18 protein-coding genes are annotated in these 19,754 nt (G+C 39.6%); 7 read left to right on the top strand and 11 right to left on the bottom strand.

What is annotated here, in order from left to right:
• Nucleotides 1–11: 11 nt before the first annotated feature.
• From dtd to BLR83_RS08105, 4 genes are all read right to left on the bottom strand, one after another.
• Nucleotides 12–455, bottom strand: coding sequence for a D-aminoacyl-tRNA deacylase (dtd, locus tag BLR83_RS08120; protein ID WP_074561204.1), 444 nt, complete (start codon nt 453–455; stop codon nt 12–14).
• A 128-nt stretch (nt 456–583) separates the two neighbouring features.
• On the bottom strand, nt 584–2,806 hold the full coding sequence (locus tag BLR83_RS08115) for a RelA/SpoT family protein (protein ID WP_039697485.1): 2,223 nt from the start codon (nt 2,804–2,806) through the stop codon (nt 584–586).
• 141 nt (nt 2,807–2,947) lie between these two features.
• On the bottom strand, nt 2,948–3,811 hold the full coding sequence (locus BLR83_RS08110) for an ROK family protein (RefSeq protein WP_074561203.1): 864 nt from the start codon (nt 3,809–3,811) through the stop codon (nt 2,948–2,950).
• Nucleotides 3,812–3,845: 34 nt separating this feature from the next.
• Nucleotides 3,846–4,559 (bottom strand): GntR family transcriptional regulator, encoded by a 714-nt coding sequence (locus tag BLR83_RS08105; RefSeq protein ID WP_074561202.1) that lies wholly within the window; start codon nt 4,557–4,559, stop codon nt 3,846–3,848.
• 443 nt (nt 4,560–5,002) lie between these two features.
• Between BLR83_RS08105 and BLR83_RS08100 the strand changes: the two genes are divergently transcribed.
• The 4 genes from BLR83_RS08100 to panD all read left to right on the top strand — a co-directional run bounded on the left by BLR83_RS08100 (nt 5,003) and on the right by panD (nt 8,729).
• Nucleotides 5,003–6,445: an RICIN domain-containing protein gene (locus BLR83_RS08100; protein WP_074561201.1), complete on the top strand. Its 1,443-nt coding sequence runs from the start codon at nt 5,003–5,005 to the stop codon at nt 6,443–6,445.
• A 174-nt stretch (nt 6,446–6,619) separates the two neighbouring features.
• Nucleotides 6,620–7,447: a 3-methyl-2-oxobutanoate hydroxymethyltransferase gene (panB, locus tag BLR83_RS08095; protein ID WP_074561200.1), complete on the top strand. Its 828-nt coding sequence runs from the start codon at nt 6,620–6,622 to the stop codon at nt 7,445–7,447.
• 23 nt (nt 7,448–7,470) lie between these two features.
• The gene (gene panC / locus BLR83_RS08090; protein ID WP_074561199.1) at nt 7,471–8,313 is read left to right on the top strand and encodes a pantoate--beta-alanine ligase; all 843 of its coding nucleotides are present in this window, start codon (nt 7,471–7,473) and stop codon (nt 8,311–8,313) included.
• 14 nt (nt 8,314–8,327) lie between these two features.
• A complete protein-coding gene (panD, locus tag BLR83_RS08085) occupies nt 8,328–8,729 on the top strand; it encodes an aspartate 1-decarboxylase (RefSeq protein ID WP_074561198.1) in 402 nt (133 codons plus the stop codon).
• A 54-nt stretch (nt 8,730–8,783) separates the two neighbouring features.
• Here panD and manA read toward each other — a convergent pair whose 3' ends face one another.
• From manA to celB, 3 genes are all read right to left on the bottom strand, one after another.
• A complete protein-coding gene (gene manA / locus BLR83_RS08080; protein ID WP_074561197.1) occupies nt 8,784–9,734 on the bottom strand; it encodes a mannose-6-phosphate isomerase, class I in 951 nt (316 codons plus the stop codon).
• Between the two features lie 87 nt (nt 9,735–9,821).
• Complete coding sequence (locus BLR83_RS08075; protein WP_074561196.1) at nt 9,822–10,547, bottom strand: GntR family transcriptional regulator; 726 nt, start codon at nt 10,545–10,547, stop codon at nt 9,822–9,824.
• Between the two features lie 52 nt (nt 10,548–10,599).
• Nucleotides 10,600–11,868, bottom strand: a complete 1,269-nt coding sequence (celB, locus tag BLR83_RS08070; RefSeq protein WP_074561195.1) for a PTS cellobiose transporter subunit IIC — start codon at nt 11,866–11,868, stop codon at nt 10,600–10,602.
• A 150-nt stretch (nt 11,869–12,018) separates the two neighbouring features.
• Here celB and BLR83_RS08065 point away from each other — a divergent pair, with 150 nt between their 5' ends.
• Nucleotides 12,019–13,419, top strand: a complete 1,401-nt coding sequence (locus BLR83_RS08065; RefSeq protein WP_074561194.1) for a glycoside hydrolase family 1 protein — start codon at nt 12,019–12,021, stop codon at nt 13,417–13,419.
• Between the two features lie 188 nt (nt 13,420–13,607).
• On the opposite strand, the gene BLR83_RS08060 is transcribed toward BLR83_RS08065, so the two are convergent.
• Together BLR83_RS08060 and BLR83_RS08055 are read right to left on the bottom strand one after the other, a co-directional pair.
• Nucleotides 13,608–13,928 (bottom strand): PTS cellobiose transporter subunit IIA, encoded by a 321-nt coding sequence (locus BLR83_RS08060; protein WP_014334244.1) that lies wholly within the window; start codon nt 13,926–13,928, stop codon nt 13,608–13,610.
• A 16-nt stretch (nt 13,929–13,944) separates the two neighbouring features.
• Nucleotides 13,945–14,259: a PTS cellobiose transporter subunit IIB gene (locus BLR83_RS08055; protein ID WP_074561193.1), complete on the bottom strand. Its 315-nt coding sequence runs from the start codon at nt 14,257–14,259 to the stop codon at nt 13,945–13,947.
• Between the two features lie 231 nt (nt 14,260–14,490).
• On the opposite strand from BLR83_RS08055, the gene nrdI reads away from it, so the two are divergent.
• Nucleotides 14,491–14,961, top strand: coding sequence for a class Ib ribonucleoside-diphosphate reductase assembly flavoprotein NrdI (gene nrdI, locus BLR83_RS08050; protein ID WP_074561192.1), 471 nt, complete (start codon nt 14,491–14,493; stop codon nt 14,959–14,961).
• A 99-nt stretch (nt 14,962–15,060) separates the two neighbouring features.
• Nucleotides 15,061–16,098 carry a M42 family metallopeptidase gene (locus tag BLR83_RS08045; RefSeq protein WP_074561191.1) on the top strand — a complete coding sequence of 346 codons (1,038 nt, stop codon included), beginning with the start codon at nt 15,061–15,063 and terminating at the stop codon, nt 16,096–16,098.
• A gap of 337 nt (nt 16,099–16,435) precedes the next feature.
• Here BLR83_RS08045 and BLR83_RS08040 read toward each other — a convergent pair whose 3' ends face one another.
• Together BLR83_RS08040 and BLR83_RS08035 are read right to left on the bottom strand one after the other, a co-directional pair.
• Nucleotides 16,436–17,251, bottom strand: coding sequence for an endonuclease/exonuclease/phosphatase family protein (locus BLR83_RS08040; RefSeq protein WP_234791877.1), 816 nt, complete (start codon nt 17,249–17,251; stop codon nt 16,436–16,438).
• Nucleotides 17,252–17,353: 102 nt separating this feature from the next.
• Nucleotides 17,354–19,534: a PTS transporter subunit IIBC gene (locus BLR83_RS08035; RefSeq protein ID WP_074561189.1), complete on the bottom strand. Its 2,181-nt coding sequence runs from the start codon at nt 19,532–19,534 to the stop codon at nt 17,354–17,356.
• Nucleotides 19,535–19,754: the final 220 nt, after the last annotated feature.

Below are 19,754 nucleotides of genomic sequence, written 5' to 3'. Positions count from 1 at the left end.
CTTAACTAAACTTAACGTGATTTTGTATCCAAAATAATGGTAACAGGACCGTCATTGACTAGGCTAACTTGCATGTCTGCACCAAAAACACCTGTTTCAACAGGAACGAATTGAGCAAGTGCTTCATTAAAGTCAAGGTACATTTTTTCAGCTTTATCAGGTTTTGCGGCACCTGTAAATGCTGGACGATTGCCTTTTTTGGTATCCGCAAACAAAGTAAATTGAGACACTGATAAGATACTTCCTTTAATATCTTGGACAGATAAATTCATCTTGCCCATGTCATCTGAAAAGATGCGCATATTAGTGATTTTACGAACAGCGTAATCAAGATCTTCTTGCTCATCATCTGGTCCTACTCCAACTAACAACAATAAACCTTGATTGATATCTCCAACCAGTTCATCATCAATTACAACTTGTGCCTCTTTAACACGTTGAATGACTACTTTCATATCTATTCCTTTCTGAAAATAAATTCGCTTTCATTACTGCCATTTTAACATTTTCAGAAAAATAAAAAAAGCACTTACCACATACTCTTTCAAACAAAAAAATGAGCTGATTATACAGCTCATTTTAGTTATCCATTTGTACGTTTGACAGAATAAACGTCTGGAATGATTTTAATTTTATCGACAACAGCAGTCAATTCCGTCAAGTTTGGAATTGTGAAGCTAACGTGAATATTCGCAAATTTCATATCCTTACTTGGTTGGGCATTGACGGTTGAAATGTTCTTAGTAACGTTTGAAAGGACTTGAAGAACATCATTTAGAAGCCCTGAACGGTTAAGACCATAAATATCAATTTCAGCGATGTAATCATTATTAGCGCTAGTAGCGTCGTCCCATTCGACCTCGATCAGACGTTGTTCATAGCCTTCTTGGCTCTTGATATTGTGACAGTCCGCACGGTGAATAGCCACCCCACGACCTTTGGTGATATAACCTTCGATTGGGTCACCTGGCACTGGGTTACAACATTTGGCGATACGCATCAAAAGACCTGAAGCACCTTGGATGATAACGCCATTTTCGCTGCGGACTTTCAAGACTTCTTTATTTTCTGTCTTGATTTCGCCACCATTCATGAGTTCATCTGCTTCTGCTTTCGCTTTGGCGCGTTCTTCTTCGCGACGTTCTTTTTCTGTTAAACGATTGAAAACTGCTGCCGCACTAATTTCACCGAAACCAACAGCCGCATAAAGAGCTTCTTCGCTACGAACACTGAAACGTGGCAAAATGGCTTCAAGGTGTTTTTTATCCAAGTATTTGTTAGCCACATAGCCTTGGTCTTGGAAATAATCCACCAAAAGCTCACGACCCTTGTTGACTGACAATTCCTTATCTTGATTTTTCAAGAATTGGCGGATGCGGTTACGGGCTTTGTTTGTCTTAACAATTTTAATCCAGTCGCGGCTTGGTCCAAATGAATTTGGATTGGTTACAATTTCAACCACATCACCTGTTTTAAGTTTGGCAGTTAGTGGTACCATACGACCATTAACCTTAGCACCAACAGCCTTTTCACCAACTTGTGTGTGAATGGCGTAAGCAAAATCAATTGGCCCAGAGTCTTTTGGCAATTCTTGAACGGCACCTGTTGGGGTGAAGACATAGATACGTTCTGAGAAAATATCTTGTTTAACTGAATCGACAAAGTCTACCGCATCACCGTTTGAGGCATCTTGCAATTCAACCAACTCTTTAATCCAACTCATACCGACAGCTTGTTCCTGGCTATCAACCTTGCCTTTAATCCCTTTTTTGTAAGCCCAGTGAGCAGCAACCCCGTATTCAGCGACTTGGTGCATTTCTTTGGTACGGATTTGAATTTCGATTGGTCCTTTTGGTCCGTAAACAGTCGTGTGAATAGATTGGTAACCATTGGCTTTAGGCGCAGCAATATAATCTTTGAAACGCCCTGGCATTGGACGCCACAATTCATGAATGTAACCAACCATAGCGTAAACATCGCTAGGTGTTTCCATGATACAACGAATGGCAATCAAATCATAGATTTGGTCGAAACGTTTCTTTTTATCACGCATTTTGCGATAAATAGAATAAATGTGTTTTGGACGACCGTAAACGTCACCGTAAAGCCCTTGTTCTTCAGTGTAGTCTTTGATTTTCTTGACGATTTCATCAACCAAGGCTTCACGTTCACGACGTTTTTCATTCATCATGTGAGAAATCTTGTAGAACTCAATTTCATTGAGGTAACGGAATGACAAATCTTCCAATTCCCACTTGATGCGGCTAATCCCCAAACGATGAGCAAGGGGAGCATAGATTTCCATGGTTTCACGTGAAATACGCGCTTGTTTGTCCTTACGAAGATGCTTCAAAGTGCGCATATTGTGAAGACGGTCAGCAAGTTTTACCAAAATGACACGGATATCTTTAGACATGGCCATAAGCATCTTACGGTGATTTTCAGCCAATTGCTCTTCGTGTGATTTGTACTCAACTTTACCAAGTTTTGTCACACCATCCACGATGATACGCACATCTTTACCAAATTCGGCTTCGATTTCATCTAAAGTAATCTCAGTATCTTCAACAACGTCATGCAAAAAACCACAAGCCACTGTCACCACATCAAGATGAAGATCTGCTAAAATACCTGCAACTTGGATAGGATGGATGATGTAAGGCTCGCCTGATTGCCTAACTTGTGAGATATGTGCTTTTGTCGCGTAATCTAATGCTTTTTGAACAATCGCTACATCAGATTCGCTCATATATTGGGCCGTTAGGGCAACGACCTCTTCACCCGTCAAATTCACAATTTTTGCCATAAGGACCTCTTCTTTGCATACAGATTTATATTGTATATTATTTTAACACTAAACGCCCCAAAATACCAATGCCTTATCCATTTTAAAGACTTTGTTTACTAAATAAAAAAGAGGCTTGAAAATTCATCAAGCCTTAAACTGTTATTTGCTATTTAAGAAATTAGAAACGGCTCCTAAAAGATTGGCATCGTTTCGGAATTGGCAAGTTTTTACTTGGTATTCTAATCCGTGAGCATCAGTTTTTTCAACCAATTTTTGCAGACGTTTTTCAAGTTCTGGCACCAAATCTTCACGCGCAGAAATACCGCCACCAATACCAACCAAATCAGGATTAATGCTGACAAGGCAGTTGAAAATACCGATAGCAATGACATCATACATTTCTGACAAGGCAGCCTTCGCATCGCTATTGCCAGCATCTGCCAAATCAAATAAATCTTTGCCAGTAAAATCAGTCAAGCCATGTTCCTTAGCGTATTTTTTAGCCACAGCAACAGGACTAGCTAGGTTACTAAGCGTAATGCCGTCTTTGATAATCATGAAACCAAATTCACCACCGTAAAGGCTACTTCCTTTGTACAATTTACCATCAAGGCAAACCGCACCACCGATACCTGTTCCAAGGATGAAGTAAATTGATTTTTTACTGTCTTTTCCGATGCCAAATTGACTTTCAGCAAGGCCAGCACAGTTAGCATCATTTTCGATGGTCACAGGTAGGCCAAACATTGCTTCCAATTCATCAATAATCTTGAAATGATGAATGTATGGGATAGCACTAAAGCCTTTAATCACACCTTCTTCAGTATCCACAGCACCAGGGCTAGAGATAGCAACTCCTTTGGTATCAGCATCCGCTAATTCTGTGAAGACACGATGCAAGTTTTCTTTCATTTCTTCCCATGTTTTGGGAGTTGGAAAGGAACCTTTTTTATCAATGGCACTGTCTTGGTAGCGACCATATTTCACAGAAGTTCCACCAATATCAAACACGACTAAATTCATTTTCTTCTCCATTTCTACCTAGCAAAAATCACCGCTAGTGGTGTGTTAAAACAATCTCCAATGAAAATTCATCATAACGATGTGTACTAATTGAGTATTCAAACGCAGCACCATTTGTTAAATACCCCGTTTGAACAGCTACTGCTACTGGGTCACCTTTTTCAAGTGACAAGTAATCAGCTTCCTCATCCGTCGCACGACGAACAGTAATAGTACGGTGGCCTGATTGAATTTTTAAACCAAGGTCATTTTCAATGTAATCGTAAATCGAATTTTCCACATGCTCAATTTTCAAACCTGTAATCAAATCGATTGGCATATAAGTTTCTTCGATAACCGTTGGTTTATCATCAACTAAGCGGACACGATGAATTTTATAAACAAAGCTTGTTTCCTTAATTTTTAGTTTTTCTGCAATTTCCGCGTCTGCTTTCACAACCGTAAAATCAATCACGCGACTTGTAATTTTTTTATCTGGATAAAATGCTGTTGTCCCCATCATTTGGATATCCATCAACATTTTCTCCATTTTTTCAACTGACAGGTCCATGACAAAAGTCCCTGCTCCACGACGTTTGTAAATCAAACCTTCTGTAACGAGAATATCTAAGGCTTTTTTGACCGTCATCTTACTAACCTTGTACGTGCGACAAAAATCTTTTTCAAAAGGCAGCTGTTCATTCGGTTGATAAACACCTTCTAAAATTTTCTTACGCACATCATTTGCAATAAGGTTATATTTTTCCATTGCTTCTCCTCTAAATCTAATATATAAACTAATGCATATTATTATCTATATTTTAAACTAGAAGAGCTAAAGTTCCAAATGTTAATTGATAATTTGTTGTAAATGATACTTTTTCCCATAAAATGTAACCATAAAAAAACCAAAACAGCCCAGGAGATTTTAAAAGTTGCTCTGATTTTTATGGTTAACTAATAAAATTCTTTAATTATCGGATAATAAATTTGTCAATTAATAAGCTATTCACCTCCTCCTTCTTTTGACAGCTTCATTTTATCATTTTATTTTATAAAAGTATATACTTTTATAAAGAATTATGTTATACTTTTTTTGGATGCGCTTCCTGAAACTTTTTTTGATTATTTGTATACAATTGCTTTATTTACCGCGGAAAAAAGTTATATTCAAAACATAAGGGCCTAAAACTTTTTAGGGGGAGAAAACTAATGAAAAAAACACTCATTGGATCTTTAACGGCACTAACATTACTTTCTGGTATTGTAGCAGCTCATGAGGTAAAAGCTGATGCGATTATTTCAGGAAATACTTACAAAATCACAGCAAAGCACAGTGGGAAAGTTCTTGATGTCGCTCGTGGTGCAACTAATGCGGGCGCTAACGTCCAACAGTGGGACGACACTGACGGGACTAATCAAAAATGGACAGTCCTTGATACTGGCGACGGCTATTATAAATTGGTATCTGTAAATAGTGGAAAAGTACTCGATGTTGCTTCTGCTGCAACATATGATGGCGCTAATGTGCAGCAATGGGACGATACTAACGGGACTTGTCAAAAGTGGAAAATTGTTGATAACGGCGACGGTTCTTACAAGTTAGTCTCTGCTGTTAGCGGAAAAGTACTCGACGTCGCTCGTGGCGCAACTAATGCAGGTGCTAACGTCCAACAATGGTCTGATACTAATGGGACTAATCAAAAATGGGAATTTACCAAAGTAGGTGAAGATCATCCCAACCCTAATCCAGTAACCACAACCAGTGGCTTTCACACAAATGGAACAACTCTCTATGATGCCAAAGGCAATCCATTTATCATGCGCGGTATTAACTACCCTTATGCTTGGTATAAAGGTCAGGAAGACACTGCCATTCCTGCTATTGCAAAAACTGGAGCCAACTGTATTCGTATCGTTATGGGAGACGGGCAGCAATACAGCAAAACTTCACTAGCAGAAATTCAAAAACTTATCAAACTTTGTAAAGACAACCACTTGATTGCTATCGTCGAAGCACACGACGCTACTGGTTCAGATAACATTCAAGATTTGGAAAATGCCGCTAATTACTGGATAGAAATGAAAGATGCTCTCATTGGAAACGAAGACCATGTCATCTTAAACATCGCCAATGAATGGGGCGGAGCTTGGGATAGTTCAAACTGGGCAGCAGGTTATCAACAAGTTATCCCCAAACTTCGTAACGTTGGTATCAAAAATACCATCATGGTTGACTGCGCAGGCTGGGGACAATATCCAAAATCAATCGCAGATGCTGGCCAAAGTGTCGTCCAATCCGATTCAGAGCACAACCTTATTTTCTCAATCCACATGTACGAATACGCTGGAGCTTACGGTGCTGTTCAAACTAATATTGATTCATCACTAGCCGTTGGGGCACCGTTATGTATCGGTGAATTTGGTATTAAACACACAAATGGTCCAATCGATTACAAGACAATCATGAGCTACTCTCAAGCAAAAGGTGTTGGGTATCTTGGCTGGTCTTGGAAAGGAAATAGCAGTGAACTTGCTTATCTCGACATGGTCCAAGATTGGGCTGGTACACAATTGACTGAGCAAGGTAACGCCATTATCAATGACACAAATGGTATCAAAAACACCTCAAAATCTTGCAGTATTTTTGACTAATCATTTCACACTCAGAGTCTGAACTACGCTTCAGGCTCTTTTATGTTAATAGCAATGCTTTCTCACTACTTATTTTTGACCTACAATTTAAAATTTTCTGAATATTTGATATAATGTTAGCTAGACATGTTTTATTCTAAAAGTTTTTGTGGCTTTTGGTGAAAGGAGACTCTCATGAAAAATACCGTATTGAGCTTTCAAAAAGCTAAAGCAGACGGTAAAAAGTTAACCATGTTAACCGCCTACGACTACTCAACAGCAAAATTAATCGATAGCACTGGTGTCAACAGCATTCTTGTTGGTGATTCTCTTGGCAACGTCATGCTAGGCTACGATGACACTATTTCAGTAACCATGGAAGATATGATTCATCATGGCAAAGCAGTCTGCAGAGGGGCTAAAAACGCTCTGGTTATCGTTGATATGCCTTTTATGTCTTATCAAGTATCAGTTGAAAAAGCTGTGGAAAATGCTGGGCGCTTGATGAAGGAGACTCATTGCCAAGCCGTCAAATTAGAAGGTGGTAAAAGTGTCTGTCCACAAATCAAGGCAATGGTGGAGGCTGGGATTCCAGTTTGTGCTCACCTTGGTTTAACCCCACAACACATCAATGCCTTCGGCGGTTTCAAAGTTCAAGCCAAAACCGAAGCTGCTGCCAAACAACTTCTAGAAGATGCCAAAGCTGTTCAAGAAGCTGGTGCTTTTGCCGTGGTTCTTGAAGCTATCCCAGCTAAACTCGCCCAACTTGTAACCAAACAGCTAGATATTCCAACCATTGGGATTGGCGCTGGCAATCAAACCGATGGACAAGTGTTAGTTTACGCTGATTTGTTGGGGTTATTCTCTGATTTCACACCAAAATTCGTCAAACGCTATGCCAACATCGGCGAGCTCATCTCCGACGCTGTCAAAAACTATATCGAAGATGTTGACGCTCAGAAATTCCCAACACCTGATAATGAATATCATATTGATGACAGTATTATTGAAAAGCTCTATTAATTAGAAAAGAGGCATGACATTACATGAAAATCGTTCACACCGTTGAAGACGTTCGAAAAGCTGTTCAAGCTTGGAAAGCAGATGGAAAAACTATCGGACTTGTTCCCACAATGGGCTACCTTCACGAAGGGCATAAGAGTTTGATTGACAAAGCTGTTTCTGAAAATGACCACGTTGTTGTCAGCGTTTTTGTCAATCCAATTCAATTTGCTCCGACTGAAGACCTTGAAAGCTACCCACGTGATTTGGAACAAGATGCCAAACTCTGTGAAGCCGCAGGCGCTAGCCTGATTTTCAATCCAGAACCTAGCGACATGTACTCTCCTACTTTTTCAAGTTTCATTGACATGTCAACGTTGACGAAGGGACTTTGCGGGAAAACACGCCCAATTCATTTTCGTGGAGTTTGTACCGTCGTTGGAAAACTCTTCAACATTGTGGAACCAAATAAAGCCTACTTTGGTCAAAAAGATGCGCAACAACTGGCTGTCATCAAACACATGGTTGAAGATTTGAATTTCAACCTTGAAATCGTTGGTTGCCCAATCGTTCGTGAGGCTGACGGACTTGCTAAAAGTTCCCGTAATACTTACCTTTCAGCTGACGAACGAAAAGCTGCTCTTGTTCTTTCACAAAGTTTGGCTCTTGCTGAAAAGATGATTTCTGATGGCGAAAAAGACACTAGCAAATTAAAAGAAGCTATGACTGCTTTTATTGAAAAAGAACCGCTAGCAAAGATTGATTATGTCGAATTTGTGGACTGGAAAACTCTAGAACCCGTTAGCGAAATCGACCGTCCTGTCCTCAATGCCATTGCGGTTTACATTGGCAAGACACGCTTAATTGACAATCACATCTACGAGTAAGGGAGAAAAAAATCGTGCACATTCAAATGTTAAAATCAAAAATTCACCGCGCTGTCGTAACGGGTGCTGAGGTGGATTATGTTGGTAGTATCACCGTCGACCCAGAACTTTTTGAACTAGCTGGTATGGTGGAATACGAAAAAGTACAGATTGCTGATGTGGAGACCGGCAGCCGCCTTGAAACCTACATCATCGCTGGCGAACCAGGGAAAGGTGAGATTTGCCTTAACGGTGCCGCAGCAAAACTCGTCAATGTCGGTGACCACGTCATCATCATGTCATACGCTGACTTCACACCTGAAGAAGCTAAAACGCACAAGCCACGCGTCGTCTTCGTTGATGACAATAATAAACTCGCACGCTTCACGCGCTACGAAAAAGCAGGGCGTTTGTACGACCTTGAAGTTGAAAAATAAATAAAAAAGGAATCCGAAATTTTCGGATTCCTTTTTGTTTATGTCTACTTATAATTAGTTTTCATTTGGGTGACTAGCAATGATTTCTAGGTCGCCATCAAATTTCCAAGTTTTCACATCATTTGGAAGAATAAAATGGTCACCTTTTTTCACGTTATAAACACAGTTATCAACAGTTAAGCTACCTTGACCAGACAAAACACTGACCAAAAGATATGGAGCTGTTTGACTAAAAGCAACTTCACCTGACACCATCCATTTATAAACCGCAAAGAATTCATTTGACACCAAAAGGCTTGAAGTCAAGTTATTCACACCGAGAGTCACAGGGGTGCTGTTAGCTGGTTCACCAATGGTTAAGACATCAATTGATTGTTTGATATGAAGATCACGGAGATTTCCAGCAGCATCTCGACGGTCAAAATCGTAGACGCGATAAGTTGTATCACTTGATTGTTGTGTTTCCAAAATCAAAATGCCTTTACCAATGGCGTGCATTGTGCCGCTTGGTACGTAGAAGAAATCACCTGCTTTGACTGGAACTTTTGTCAACAAATTATCCCAATCACCTGCTTCAATCATCTTGGCAAGTTCTTCTTTAGATTTAGCATTATGACCGTAAATAATCTCAGAATCTTCATCCGCTGCAATGACATACCAGCATTCTGTCTTACCAAGCTCCCCTTCATGCTCAAGAGCGTAAGCATCATCTGGGTGAACTTGAACACTAAGCCAATCGTTGGCATCCAAAATTTTAGTTAACAATGGAAAGACTTCAGATTTTGGATTACCAAAAAGCTCTTTGTGGTCACGGTAAAGTTTATCTAAGCCTTGTCCTTTATAAGTCCCATTATCCACAATTGATACACCATTTGGGTGAGCTGAGATTGCCCAGTATTCGCCAGTCGTTTCTGTTGGAATATCGTAACCAAACTCATCACGAAGCTTAGTCCCACCCCAAATTTTATCGTGCATTTGTGCTTTTAAAAATAATGGTTCTGCCATAATTTGTCCTTTCTTTCGGGGGATTTCCCCGTTCAGCAGTTAAGCCTGGAGACTTTTCTCCAGACTTAACCGTTACCTTATCGACTCTTAACTATTTTTAACATCTAGCAATGAATACCCGCGGATATCGTAACGATTTCGCGTACGTGAATACTCAATTGGTCTACCATTTTCCAAATAAACCACTTGCTCAACTTGCAAAATCGGGTCATCATCCTTGCAAGCAAGGTAATCTTTGTCATAATGGTCAGGCTTTTCAGCTGTAATATGACGATAAGACCCCGCAAATTTAAGTTCCAAAGTATTCCAAAGGTAATCATAAACGGATGCTAATAAAATACTATCATCCAGACCTGGAACTAAATCGCAAGCCATGTAAGTATGCTCAAGCGCATACGGCTCACCATCTAAGAGACGTAATCGAATAATCTTATAAACTGGCGTTGATTCTTCCACTTGAAGTCGTTCGGCAATTTCCGCATCGGGAAATTCAACCGTAAACTCAATAATTTGACTCGTTAATTGTCGAGGGTCATCCTTCATATCGTGGCTTAAACCATTGTAGTTGTTCAATCGAAATTTTGAATCCTCTTTGTCCCAAAATGAAGAATTCAAAACCTTGGTCCCATTTCCCTGTTTTGAAATGACCAAGCCTTCGATAGTTAACATCTCAATAGCTTTTTTCACCGTCATTCGACTAACGCCAAATTCCTTTGCCAAATCAGACTGAATCGGCAACATGGAATCAATCGGATACGTTCCATCTGAAATTCTAGCTCGAATAATCCCTGCAATCTCTTCATATTTTGACATAGATCGCTCCTACTCTACTTGTATAGACTAATAATTTTAAACTATAGTCATATTATAGCGCAGATTCAGGTTGTTTGTCCAGCATGTGCAAGAATGGTAGCCAAATACAGCCAACAATCAAGCAGTCCACAATTTGAAGAAGTCCACCAGCAAGTGAGTTTGTCGCAATCATTCCACTAAAGAAGACAGGTACTGTCCAAGGAACTGAAACCCCTGTTGGTGCAGGAACAAGACCAATTGACATCACAAAATAGTTAAGGGCTGTGACAATAATTGGTGAAATAACCCATGGAATAAGAATTGTAGCATTCAAAACGATTGGCAAACCAAAGATTACTGGCTCATTAACGTTAAAGATACCAGCACCAAGTGCCAAACGACCAACATCACGATATTGTTTTTTCTTCATGATAAAGGCCATGATAATAACAACTGCAAGCGTCATCCCTGAACCACCAAGACCAACAGTGAATGTTTCCATGAAAGGTTTTGAGATAATGTGAGGAAGGTGTTCACCTGCCTTGTAAGCTTCCAAGTTTTCAAACATCAATGTATTCCAAACAGGGTCCATGACTGAGTTCACAAGAATTTGCCCATGTAGACCAAAGAACCACAGGAATTGAATAAAGAAGATTGCAACCAAAGTTGCCCAGATACTACTTCCAAGACCGACAAGCGGAACTTGAATAACGTTATAAATCACATCGTGAAGATTTGTTTTGAAACCAACTGTCACAACAGCATTAATCGCTGTAAAGAATGAAAGTGTCAAAATAGCTGGAATCAAAGCCGCAAAAGACTTAGCAACTGCAGGTGGTACACTGTCGGGCATTTTAATTTGCCATCCTTTTTTGCTCGTGCGGCTGTAAATTTCAGCAGCAAGAAAAGCGACAATCATCCCAAGAAACATTCCTTTTGCACCAAGGCGATCAAGGCTCAAAACACTTGAAACTTTTTCGCCACCATCACTTGTTGTGAAAAACGGTGTCAAAATAAGGAAACTTGCAAATGAAATAGCACCCCCGAAAATTCCCTCAACATCGTAAGATTTAGAAAGATAATAACCAATACCAAAAGTAACGAAGACTGTCATAATCGACATGGTAGCACTTTGACCACTACCAAGCAGGTCGTTTAAAAGCGCTTTCGTACCATCGTTTAAAAAAGGAAGGTTACAAATAACCACGACAATTGACCCGAACATAGTCAAGGGGAAGGCAAGCATGAAGGCGTCACGCAAAATCGATAAATAACGATTTGAAGCGAGCTTGTTTGCCAAAGGCAAAAGTTTGTCACTGATAGCATCTAGAAACTTGTTCATAAATACTCCTCTTTCCATTTATTTGTTTTTACATTATCATTATAACTTATTTTTTGTAAAAGTCTAGTCTTTTTGTATAAAAATATTGTCTTTTGATTTTAAAAGTGTATAATTGTACTTGTAAAACCAAAACTTATTAAGGAGAATCCTATGGCAACTTACACATTTCCAGAAGATTTCTGGTGGGGAGCTGCAACATCTGGACCTCAAAGTGAAGGACGTTTCAATAAGAAACATGCTAATATGTTTGACTATTGGTATGAAATTGAACCTGAAGCTTTTTATAACCAAGTTGGACCAGACACAGCCTCTAACTTTTACAATAGCTATAAAGAAGATATTGCTTTGATGAAGAAAGTCGGTTTAAATAGTGTCCGTACTTCTATTCAATGGACACGTTTGATCGATGACCTTGAAAAAAACACTGTCAACCAAGATGCAGTAGACTTCTACAATAAAGTCATTGATTGCTTTATCGAAAATGGTATTCGTCCAATCATGAACCTACACCACTTCGACTTACCAGTCGAACTTTATCATAAATATGGTGGTTGGGAATCACGTCATGTGGTTGACCTTTATGTAGGCTTTGCTGAGCAAGCTTTCAAAGCATTTGGTGACCGTGTCAAAGATTGGACCACTCACAATGAACCGATGGTGGTCGTTGATGGTGAATACCTTTACCAATTCCACTATCCAAAATTAGTCGACGGCAAAAAAGCTGTCCAAGTCGCTTATAACTTGAATATTGCATCTGCAAAAGCCATCGCTAAGTTCAGAGAACTTGGTTTGGATAAAGATGGCGGTCGTATCGGTACTGTTTTAAACTTGACACCTACATACGCCGCTTCTGATTCTTACGACGACCAAGCAGCAGCACACTTTGCTGAACTTTGGAATAACAAAATGTTCCTTGAACCAGCTATCAAGGGACATTTCCCAGAAGAACTTGAAGAAGTTCTTAAAAAAGACGGTGTCATCTGGCAAACCCAACCTGAAGATGCTGAAATCTTCAAAAATAATACCGTTGATTTCTTAGGGGTTAACTTCTACCACCCAAATCGTGTCAAAGCACCAGACATTGCACCAAACTCTGTCGGTGATTGGATGCCAAATCGTTACTACGACGAATACAATATGCCAGGACGTCGCATGAATATTGATAAAGGCTGGGAAATTTACCCAGAAGCCATTTATGATATCACCATTAACATCCGCGATAACTACAATAATATTCCTTGGTTCGTCTCTGAAAATGGCATGGGTGTCTCTCGCGAGGAACGCTTCATGGATGAGAAGGGGCAAGTCCAAGATGACTACCGTATTGATTTCATCAAAGAACACCTTGCTTGCCTTCACCGTGGTATCCAAGAAGGGTCAAATTGCTTTGGTTACCATCTTTGGACACCTATTGACTGCTGGTCTTGGATGAATGCTTACCGTAACCGCTACGGATTCATCTCAAATAACATCCACACTCAAATCAAAACCATTAAAAAATCAGGTGAATGGTTCAAACAAGTCACTATCGATAATGGTTTTAACGATTAATCCCTCCTAATCCCATATTTCAATCCTCCAATTAAAAATTAGTACTTATGATTATCACCCATCCTCGGTAATCAAAACTTCTATCCTTTTATTAATTCAAACAAAAAGCTCCCTTCCTCTAACCAAGGAAGGGAGCTTCTTTTATGATGAAAAAAGAGCGAGTTTTTCACTCGCTCATCTGATTTCATTTATTTAAGTGCAAATCTTTGATACATTCCCATCATCTCAATGGCAACTTCTTTTAAAGTCATTGTCGTCATCAAATGATCCTGAGCATGCACCATAATAATCTCAATTTTAATTTCGGTACCGCTTGCATATTTCTGTAGCAAATCTGTTTGGGCATGGTGAGCCTGTAATAATTCTTCGTCAGCAGCAGCTAATTTTTCTTCCACCACTTCAAACTTACTTTCTTTCATGGCATCAAAAGCTTCATGAACGTAAGTTCTAGCTGTTCCACTGTGTAAAATAATCTCAAAAGCGGCAAGTTGTAATTCTTCTTCTGTCATATCTTGCAATCCCTCATTAAATGCTTTCTAAAATTAAGTTAGCCATTTTTTCAACTCCCATTGGAATTGGAACATAAGCTTGTGGTGGCACTTTAACGACTGGTCGTCCTGATTTTTCACCAGCAGTCGCAAATTGGTTGTAGTACATAGTTGCTTGAGGGCTAACAAGATACAAATCATAAGTAGCATCCGTAATCACGCGCTCACCTTCGTTAGAGCTAATCGCTTCAACAGTAATATCTTTACCTTGATTTTTGAAGAATTCTGTTGTTTTTTGAGCCATAAGTGATGATGACATTCCAGCAACACAAATAATTAATGCTTTTGACATGGGCATTCTCCCTTTTTGAATATAAATATTAGCTAAAGATGTTTTCACTCCCCAACATCTTTACAAAAAGTATATCACAGGTATTTTGATAAGTCTAGTCTTTTATTTTAAAAGAGCAAACTTTTTAAAAGATCACATTTAAAATCCAACTAATTTCTCCAAGCTAATCATTTGTCTCTGCCCTTTCATTATGGTAAATTGGCTAAAAACACTATTCACATGAGGTGTCTTATGACAGAAAAAACACTAACCATCGTCTACATTAGCTTAAGTGGCAATGTCCAGAGCTTTGTGAAACGTTTAGGAGAATATCTTCAGAACCATTATCAACTCTCTAGTAAAGCCATCAATATCAAGGATCTTAACCACGAAACCTTTCCCATTGCCTCACCTTTTGTGGCAATTCTGCCGACCTACCTAGAAGGTGGCAATGGCGTTGACTCTGGTGATGTTGAGATTTTGACAACCCCACTTGGAGATTTCATTGCTGCCCATGATAATGACAAACAGTGTTTTGGTATTATCGGCTCAGGCAACCGCAATTTCAATGAACAGTACTGCTTAACAGCCAAACAATACGCCAACCGCTTTGGATTTCCCATGCTTGGGGACTTTGAACTCCGCGGCACAAGCTCAGATATTGAACGACTAGCAGAAGTTATCGTAGACCATTTTCAAAACTTTACGCCTCAGTCAAAATGACTTTTTTTCTTCGTCAGAAACAAAGTCGCAAATAAATGTTATAATGACATTAGACTGTCGGAAATGTCCGACAAATGACTAGATGGTATTGGAGAGACAATGAAAACAACAGTTGATTACATTACAAAACTTGCAAATATCCCTTCACCTACTGGCTACACAAGCCACATTATGAATTACGTGATTGCTGAGCTTGAAAGCTTTGGCTACGCTCCTGTCCGCACAAATAAAGGTGGCGTTATGGTCACTGTCACTGGTAAAGATGACAGCAAACACCGCGTGGTCACAGCTCACCTTGATACCCTTGGTGCCATGGTGCGAGCTGTCAAACCAGACGGTCGCCTTAAAATGGACCTTATCGGTGGCTTTGTCTACAACGCTATCGAAGGTGAAAATTGTACTATCCACGTTGCCAAAAATGGTAAAAAAATTAGTGGTACAATCCTTATGCACCAAACTTCTGTTCATGTCTACAAAGATGCTGGAACTGCTGAACGCAATCAAGCTAACATGGAAGTTCGTCTAGATGAAAAAGTAACCAACGAAAAAGAAACACGCGCTCTTGGTATCGAAGTTGGGGACTTTATCTCATTTGACCCACGCGTGGTTGTTACCGAATCAGGTTTCATCAAATCACGTCACTTGGATGACAAAGTATCAGCAGCCATTCTCATTGAATTGCTCAAAGAATACAAAGCTCAAAATATCACTTTGCCATACACAACTCACTTCTACTTCTCTGCTTTCGAAGAACTCGGTCACGGTGCTAACTCAAGCATTCCAGCTGCAACAGTCGAATACCTTTCAGTTGACATGGGGGCTATGGGTGACGACCAACAAACAGATGAATACAGCGTTTCAATCTGTGTCAAAGACGGTTCTGGACCTTATAACTACGAACTCCGCCAACACCTTGTTGCCCTATCTGAAGAAAATAAAATCCCATACAAATTGGACATCTACCCATACTATGGTAGTGATGCCTCTGCTGCCCTTCGTGCAGGTGCCGAAGTCAAACACGCCCTCTTTGGCGCAGGCATCGAATCAAGCCACTCATATGAACGCACACACATCGACTCTGTCCAAGCAACAGAACGCCTTGTTGACGCTTACCTAAAAAGCCCAATTGTGGAATAAAAATATATAACAAAATTTTTTTCTGATACTTCCCTTAGGTGGTATGGTCGGCAGCGAATTCCTTCGAAATTCCATGCCTAAGTTTTGAGCCTAAAGTCTCAAAACTTCCCGGTGGCTGATTTATCATTATTTCAGCCACTTTCACCACGGTGGAAAATATCACTCTATCGAGAGCAAAGCTCGCAATATTTCTAAAATCAAATTATAGTAAATAACTAATTTTAGATTTGTTTATATTTTAAAACGCCTTTTACCAAGGTGTTTTTTTTACACATCAAAAGCGCCCCGGGACAAGGGCGCTTTAAAAAACAAACAAATAATTAGGAGGTAGAATTAATTAGTAGTTAAGTTCGACAGCAAGACCGAAATGGTCACTGACGATTGGAGATTCACCGCCATCAAAGACAACGGTTGAGGATTGAATCTCAATTTCTTTACTTGTAAAAACGTGATCAACCTTGAGTGACTGTTTATTGCCTTCCCAGCCATCAATATCTTCGATAATGGTGTGATCACCTTGAATGGATTTAGCCACTTTGTGACTATCTTGCAACTCAAGCGGGCTGTTTAAAATCATGTCATAGCCAGCCGTATCGGTAGGATTGTTGAAATCTCCCATAAGGACAAGTGGTTTAGGAAAATCGCTGAGCGCTTTTTCTAACTTTGCCCATTCACTTTCAAATCCTTTACCGAACCAAGACATATGAAGGCTCACCACGGTAACTGGTTTGCCATCAACTTCAGTCTCAGCCGCTAGGACACGTCTAGTATGATAATCATGCTCATCATCCACCGCTGAGACAAGAATATCTTTTACCTTAATTGGATTTTTCGATAAAATCACAACACCTTCATTGTACTTATCATATCCAATATGGTTATAAGCCCAAGACCAATAATAATGTCTTCCTTGGCTTCTGAGGTAATTGACCAATTGAAGAGCATAATTATCACGGTGTAATTCTGGGCTACCAGGTAATTTTTCATACCCTTCCACATCTTTTGCAGCTAAGCCTCGAATGTCTTGGTTAATTTCTTGAAGACAAATGACATCATAATTCTCAATGTAAATATTTTCTGCCAAATCGAATAATTTTTTTAACGAATTTGCCTCTAACCAAGAATGCGTATTAAGTGTTAAAAATTTTGCCATGTCCTTTCTCCTCAAGTTAAAGGAGAGTCCGAGATGTCTACCCCGGACTCCCTTCTATTTAGTTTTAACCCAAATCTCTTTATCACTATTAGTAATATAAGCTTAAAGTTCTACTTTTGCAACAGGTGTTTTAGCAGAAACTTTTCCTGTTTGTGTTAAATTGACTGCTTTAATTTCTGCTGTATTTGTGAAGGCAACAATGATTGTCGTTTCACGTCCTGCTGAACTGATAGCTGCCAAGTCAGCTACCACCAAAAGATCACCTGCTTGAACACGTTGACCTTCTGCTACTTTAACAGAGAATGGCACACCGTTAAGAGCAACAGTATCAAGTCCGATGTGAACAAGAACTTCAAGACCACTATCAGTCAATAATCCAAAGGCATGTTTAGTCGGGAAGACACTTGTGACAATACCTGACACAGGTGCATAAACATTACCATTTTCTGGTTCAACAGCGAAGCCATCACCCATCATTTTAGCTGAAAATACGGGATCTTTAACAGCTGTGATTGGTTTTACTTCACCATCTGCGATTGATAGGACATCTTCTGTGACACCTTTATATGAGACTTTTGTAACATCATTACCTTTAACTTCTGCTAAGTCGATTGTTGGAATTTCAGCACCAGAATCAAGAAGGTCTTGAATATCAGATTTCAAGATATCTGCTTTTGGTCCGTAAACAGCTTGAACACCAGAGCCTTTGATAATGAGACCCATAGCACCAGCTTTTTTCCAAGTTTCTTCATCACCAACTCGTGCGACATCTTTGACAGTTACACGAAGTCGTGTCATACAAGCATCAACATCTTCAATGTTATCGCGGCCACCAAGGAGATTAATGATTTGAACGATTTGAGAGTTTGCAGATACTGTCGCACCAGTTGTTGATGCAGCAGCGTCATCATCCATGTCATCGTAATTACCGTTACGACCTGGAGTGGCAAAGTTAAATTTCTTAATCATAAAGTCTGCGATGAAGTACATCACAACACCTGATAAGATACAGCAAATAACAAAGTTAATTAAATCTCCACCAAGACCTGCTTTAAGAGCCATTGGTGTACGTGTCAAAAGTTCGATATTACCAAATGAATGGAGACGAAGGTTAACTAAATCAGCAAGAGCAAATGTCACCCCTTGTACAAGTGCGTATACAACATAAAGTGGCATTGCGACAAACATAAACATGTATTCGATTGGTTCAGTAACACCTGTCAAGAATGTAGCAGCTGCTGTTGAGATAAACATCGCAGTGTATTTTTTCTTCTTGTCTGGATCAACGTTACGGTACATTGCAAGGCTAAGCCCCATAAGTGTACCAGTTGCACCAATCATTTGTCCGACTTTGAAGCGGGCAGGTGTTACAGTTGCCATAAGGTGATGGTAATCTGAAGGATTTGAACCTTTAAGGTTGATAAGGTCTGTTACCCATGCTAACCAAAGTGGGTCTTGACCAAAGACTTCAGTACCTTTTTGAGCACCAGTCAAGATTTCATAAGTACCACCAAGTGAAGTGTAGTTCATTGGGATAGTAATCATGTGGTGAAGACCAAATGGAAGAAGCAAACGTTCCAAAGTACCATACAAGAATGGTGCTAAGAATGGAGCTGAGTTTTGTGATGACGCAATCCACATACCAAATCCATTAATTCCTGATTGGATAATTGGCCAAACAAGTGCCATGAACAAACCAACAAGAACTGAACGATAAATAACAACGAATGGTACGAAACGTTTACCATTGAAGAATGAAAGAACATCAGGCAATTTGCGGTAGTTATAGTATTTATTGTAAGCTGTTGCCCCAACAAAACCTGAGATAATACCTACAAAGACACCCATGTTAAGCGCTGGTTGACCAAGCACATTAACAAAGTAGTCAGAGACAAGCATCTTGCCACCAAGAACATTGTGAACAACACTTTTACTATCAGCAATCATATCAAGTGATACACCGTAAACGTGACCAGTGATCAAGTTGATAAGAATAAATGCGATACCAGCGGCGAATGCACCACCAGCACGTTCTTTTGCCCAGCTACCACCAATAGCTAGAGCGAACAAAATGTGAAGGTTATTGATAATCCCCCAACCAATTTGTGCGATAACATTACCAACAGTAGCAAGTACAGCTGAGTCAGCATTGATTAGCGGGAGCGAGTTACCAATACTAACCATCAAACCGGCTGCCGGCATAACGGCAATAACAACCATCAAGCATTTACCGAATTTTTGCCAAAATTCGAAGCTTGTCAATTTTTTAAATGCCTTCTTCATGAAACGACTCCTTAAAACTTTTTCTCGGAAACCATTTGCTTTACAAATCAAGCAAGAACGTCACTAATATTACTTGATTTGTGTAAAATAAATGATTTTTGAGTTGAATAATTTACGCAAACGTTTGCGTTGCTTTTGATGATTTTATTATAGCACGTATTTTTATTTTGTAAAGCGTTTTCGAGAATTTTTTTAAAACAAAAAAGAGCAAAGAGACTTT

It is taken from the genome of Streptococcus equinus (assembly GCF_900101445.1).
GTDB lineage: Bacteria > Bacillota > Bacilli > Lactobacillales > Streptococcaceae > Streptococcus > Streptococcus equinus_B.
The sequence above is the reverse complement of the archived record's forward strand: the minus strand, read 5'-3'. Positions and strand labels throughout refer to the sequence as shown.

Excerpts from the sequence above, each read along its gene's own strand:
- dtd (WP_074561204.1), bottom strand. The coding sequence starts at position 455 with ATGAAAGTAGTCATTCAACGTGTTAAAGAGGCACAAGTTGTAATTGAT.
- BLR83_RS08115 (WP_039697485.1), bottom strand. The coding sequence starts at position 2,806 with ATGGCAAAAATTGTGAATTTGACGGGTGAAGAGGTCGTTGCCCTAACG.
- BLR83_RS08110 (WP_074561203.1), bottom strand. The coding sequence starts at position 3,811 with ATGAATTTAGTCGTGTTTGATATTGGTGGAACTTCTGTGAAATATGGT.
- BLR83_RS08105 (WP_074561202.1), bottom strand. The coding sequence starts at position 4,559 with ATGGAAAAATATAACCTTATTGCAAATGATGTGCGTAAGAAAATTTTA.
- BLR83_RS08100 (WP_074561201.1), top strand. The coding sequence starts at position 5,003 with ATGAAAAAAACACTCATTGGATCTTTAACGGCACTAACATTACTTTCT.
- panB (WP_074561200.1), top strand. The coding sequence starts at position 6,620 with ATGAAAAATACCGTATTGAGCTTTCAAAAAGCTAAAGCAGACGGTAAA.
- panC (WP_074561199.1), top strand. The coding sequence starts at position 7,471 with ATGAAAATCGTTCACACCGTTGAAGACGTTCGAAAAGCTGTTCAAGCT.
- manA (WP_074561197.1), bottom strand. The coding sequence starts at position 9,734 with ATGGCAGAACCATTATTTTTAAAAGCACAAATGCACGATAAAATTTGG.
- BLR83_RS08075 (WP_074561196.1), bottom strand. The coding sequence starts at position 10,547 with ATGTCAAAATATGAAGAGATTGCAGGGATTATTCGAGCTAGAATTTCA.
- celB (WP_074561195.1), bottom strand. The coding sequence starts at position 11,868 with ATGAACAAGTTTCTAGATGCTATCAGTGACAAACTTTTGCCTTTGGCA.
- BLR83_RS08065 (WP_074561194.1), top strand. The coding sequence starts at position 12,019 with ATGGCAACTTACACATTTCCAGAAGATTTCTGGTGGGGAGCTGCAACA.
- BLR83_RS08060 (WP_014334244.1), bottom strand. The coding sequence starts at position 13,928 with ATGACAGAAGAAGAATTACAACTTGCCGCTTTTGAGATTATTTTACAC.
- BLR83_RS08055 (WP_074561193.1), bottom strand. The coding sequence starts at position 14,259 with ATGTCAAAAGCATTAATTATTTGTGTTGCTGGAATGTCATCATCACTT.
- nrdI (WP_074561192.1), top strand. The coding sequence starts at position 14,491 with ATGACAGAAAAAACACTAACCATCGTCTACATTAGCTTAAGTGGCAAT.
- BLR83_RS08045 (WP_074561191.1), top strand. The coding sequence starts at position 15,061 with ATGAAAACAACAGTTGATTACATTACAAAACTTGCAAATATCCCTTCA.
- BLR83_RS08040 (WP_234791877.1), bottom strand. The coding sequence starts at position 17,251 with ATGGCAAAATTTTTAACACTTAATACGCATTCTTGGTTAGAGGCAAAT.
- BLR83_RS08035 (WP_074561189.1), bottom strand. The coding sequence starts at position 19,534 with ATGAAGAAGGCATTTAAAAAATTGACAAGCTTCGAATTTTGGCAAAAA.